The 3,395-nt window shown below is 62.0% G+C and carries 4 protein-coding genes; 2 read left to right on the top strand and 2 right to left on the bottom strand.

Annotated features, from left to right (window positions below; all coding sequences use genetic code 11):
* Positions 1-101: 101 nt before the first annotated feature.
* Positions 102-896, bottom strand: a complete 795-nt coding sequence (locus tag EOA60_RS24840; protein WP_245322293.1) for an ABC transporter ATP-binding protein — start codon at positions 894-896, stop codon at positions 102-104.
* 444 nt (positions 897-1,340) lie between these two features.
* On the opposite strand from EOA60_RS24840, the gene EOA60_RS24835 reads away from it, so the two are divergent.
* Both EOA60_RS24835 and EOA60_RS24830 read left to right on the top strand, forming a co-directional pair.
* Entirely contained in the window at positions 1,341-2,078 is a 738-nt protein-coding gene (locus EOA60_RS24835) for a hypothetical protein (protein ID WP_127335051.1), read from the top strand.
* Between the two features lie 34 nt (positions 2,079-2,112).
* On the top strand, positions 2,113-2,697 hold the full coding sequence (locus tag EOA60_RS24830) for a YceI family protein (RefSeq protein ID WP_095781687.1): 585 nt from the start codon (positions 2,113-2,115) through the stop codon (positions 2,695-2,697).
* 183 nt (positions 2,698-2,880) lie between these two features.
* Here EOA60_RS24830 and EOA60_RS24825 read toward each other — a convergent pair whose 3' ends face one another.
* On the bottom strand, positions 2,881-3,273 hold the full coding sequence (locus tag EOA60_RS24825; protein ID WP_128312048.1) for a hypothetical protein: 393 nt from the start codon (positions 3,271-3,273) through the stop codon (positions 2,881-2,883).
* Positions 3,274-3,395: the final 122 nt, after the last annotated feature.

The following is a 3,395-nucleotide window of genomic DNA, read 5'->3' as shown; positions in this document are numbered from 1 at the left end:
GAGCAGGACGCCGAATTCGTTCTGCGCGATTGCGAGCGAGCAGTCAAAAAGCGCCCGTACCTTGCCGTAGGAGGCCGAGAGATTGCGGACGTCGAGCAGTCTCACGTGCTCCTCCCGAGGTAGGCGCCGATGACGGCTTCATTGGTCCTGATTTCTTCGGGGCGTCCTGACGCCAGATTTCGACCCAGGTGGAACACATGGATCCGGTCGCACAGGCTCATGACCAAGCCCATGTGATGCTCGATCAGGAGGATCGAGAGCCTGCGGCTATGCCGGATCGTATTGACGAGGGCGCCGAATTCGGTGACCTCGCCATGGGTCAGTCCGCCGGCCGGCTCATCCAGCAACAGGAGCTTGGGCTCGGCCGCCAGGGCGCGTGCGATCTCCATCCGCTTTTGCAAGGGATAGGGCAGGGAGTCGGCGCGCACGCTCGATAATGCGGCCATTCCCAATTCATCCAGAATTGATTCAGCCTTGCGGCGGACCGTCTTCTCCTCGGCCCACGCACCGAAGGGATTGAGAAGGGCACGCGCGACTTTTCCACCCATCTTGTGGTGTGCGCCGAGCATGACGTTCTCCAGGACGCTCAGCGAGCCGTATACGCCGACATTTTGGAATGTCCGAGCGATCCCGAGACCGATGATGTCGCGCACCGCCGAATTGGAGATTATCCGACCCGACAGCTCTACGGTGCCGCGTTGAAGGCGTGCAAGGCAGGTGATGGCATTCAGGAAGGTGGTCTTGCCCGCGCCATTCGGGCCGATCAAGCCGCAAATCTCGCCATCGCCGACGTCGAGCGAGACATTGTCGAGCGCCTGCACGCCTCCGAAGCTGACCGATACGCCATCCGCCGCGAGCACCGGCAGATAGGCTTTGATATGTTCCTGCACAGCCACGCACTCCTCCCAGGCGTGTCAGCGGAACCGGCGCTTCCGCGTCTGTCCCACTTTAGATACCATATAGTATTTGAAGTCTGAGTCGTATGTCAACCGACTTCGCCGGTGCACCTGCACTAAGGCGAGGCGGGTTCCGGCCAGCTGCCCAGTCGGATTGACAAGGTTAGTGAGATACGCTTTGGTATTTGAAATCTGACCGGTATCCGGAAGGGGCCGGTCATGGAGAACTCAGACCGGGGAGGACGGTGTGACTTCATCCTGCCGCAAGGTGCCGCGAGCGTGTGCCCGCTATCCTGTAGCCAACAACGGTAATGCGACGTGATTGGCGTTGCCCGATCGCCGCAGGAGGCCGTTATGCTGGCGGTCGCCATTTGCGGCCTTTTGTCGTTCGCCTTGAGCGGCCTGATGCGATGGGGGCGCGTCGATCGCCGTTGGTACGATCTCTTGATCCCGCTCGGCTTCTTCCTGTCCTACTGGTTGACCTACAATCGCCTTCCCTCCTTCCCTCCGGTCGGCGCCGTCAACAAGGTGTTCTACCTGGCGGCGGTTGGATCGATCCTGGGCGTGGCGACGGAATGGACAGGCAGCCGCAGGCTCGGACAGTTGCTGTTGGCGGCAATGCCGGTCGCCTCAGCAGCTTACATCGGCGATACGATTGCCGTGGCGCAGCCTCTCGACCTGGTTGTCGCCGCTCTGGCCGGAGCGGCAGCGCTATATGCACTTCATCGGGAAGCTGACTATCCCGATGAGGGATCAGGCCTGCGCCCTGCGATCATGCTCGCGGTTGCCAGCGCGGGCTTTGCTCCCATTGCCTTCATGGGGGCTTCATCATCCAGCCTGCAACTGTCTCTTGGCGTCGCCTTTGGCATCGCCGGCATCGTGGTTGGGCACCTGTCCCGGCCGAATTACCGCTTCGGATGGGCATCCTTGCTCGGCGGAGCGGCGGGCATGATGGCTGTGGCGCAGACCGTCGCGCTGATCACTCGTAAGATCGACCTTCTCGCCCTTGCGGTGCTCCTGCTGCTTTTCCTGGTCCCTTCGGCCTGCCGCGTGATCCTCGATCGTCTCGATCAGAAAACCCCTGCACTCGCCACGTCCGTCTTCGCAGGGTTTTGCCTGGTGCCGGCCGTCGCGGCAGTCGCAGTGATGCTGGCACGGAAGGGGTTCAGCCTTCCGCTGTGAATTCGCTTTTCGTGCATCAACAAAGGAGGATGGAATGAACTACAGACTGAAACTAGCTTTGCTAGCTGCACTCGCAACGGCGCCAATCGGGCCGGCAACCGCACAGCCGATCACGTTCGACATCGATCCGGTTCATTCCGGCATCGTGTTCTTCATCAATCATCTCGGCTTTTCCAACGTCATCGGCGTCGCAAAGGAGTTCTCCGGGGAATTCACCTTCGACAAGGACGCGCCTGAGGCCAGCAAGCTGCAGGCCAAGGTCAAGGTGTCCAGCATCTCCACCAACAATGCCCAGCGCGACAGCGACATCCAGGGCGCCGACTGGTTCAATGCCACCGAGTTTCCGGACATCACCTTCGTCGGCACCAAATTCACCAAGTCGAGCGACAAGCAGGGCACCATCACGGGCGATCTCACCATCGCCGGTGTGACCAAGCCGGTGACGCTCGACGTGACCTTCAACGGCCAGGGCAAGAACCCGTGGGACGGCAGTCTTGAGGCCGGCTTCAGCGCGACTGCCAAGTTGAAGCGCAGCGACTTCGGCATGACGGCCAATCTTCCCCTGATCGGGGACGAGGTCACGCTGCGCATTGAAACGGAGGGGCGCGGCCGCAGCTGACGGCGGCTTCGCGTTCTCCTGAGCGCGCCGGACGTCCTCGCGGATGTCCGGCGGTGCTGACTGATAGGCTGCGCGTGGCAATCGTGCCGCAACATTCGCCCATGTAGCGGCAACGAGAGACCATGGCGCGCCGACGATCGGCGCGCCATGGTCTGGCTCGGCTCTCGGGAGATGGCTGCGCGCTTAAGCGATCGACGAGCGATCGTCGGCTTCGAGGTCTTGCCACGAGCCACGCTCGTAGAGCCACCTGGCCGTATTCTTGATGCCGCCAAACGGAAAGACATGCAGCTGCGCGATTGCCGACTCCGGCTTTGCCCGCAGATGGTGCTCGATCGGGCCGACGAAGCTCTCCGGCGAGTGACTGGTGGCAAGGGCGGCAAGCGAGGCGCTGCGCTTTTTCAAGAAATTCAGCGAATTGCCGACGCCGCACAAGGCGGCGTATTTTAGCAAGGTCGTGATCTTGGCGGGACCGGCCACGCCAAGATGGATCGGTAGGTCCGCCCCGGAAACCGCCAGGCCGTCCGCCCAGGCGATGAACTTGTCCGCGTCGAAGCCAAATTGGGTGACGACACGCATCTTTGCCCCGGTCCGCTCGGCCCAGGCGGCTCTTCATCCGGAGCGCTGCAATCGCCGCCTCGTCGCCAAAGTCGCGACTGCCTTCCGGATGGCCGGCTACACCGATCTCGGTGATGCCGTAC

This window comes from Mesorhizobium sp. M1A.F.Ca.IN.020.06.1.1 (assembly GCF_004023265.1).
In the GTDB taxonomy this organism is placed as follows: Bacteria; Pseudomonadota; Alphaproteobacteria; order Rhizobiales; family Rhizobiaceae; genus Mesorhizobium.
Note: the sequence above shows the minus strand (reverse complement) of the source record. Positions and strands in the feature narration are given on the sequence as shown.

Coding starts and splice junctions, on each gene's coding strand:
- EOA60_RS24830 (WP_095781687.1), top strand. CDS start 2,113: ATGAACTACAGACTGAAACTAGCTTTGCTAGCTGCACTCGCAACGGCG.
- EOA60_RS24825 (WP_128312048.1), bottom strand. CDS start 3,273: ATGCGTGTCGTCACCCAATTTGGCTTCGACGCGGACAAGTTCATCGCC.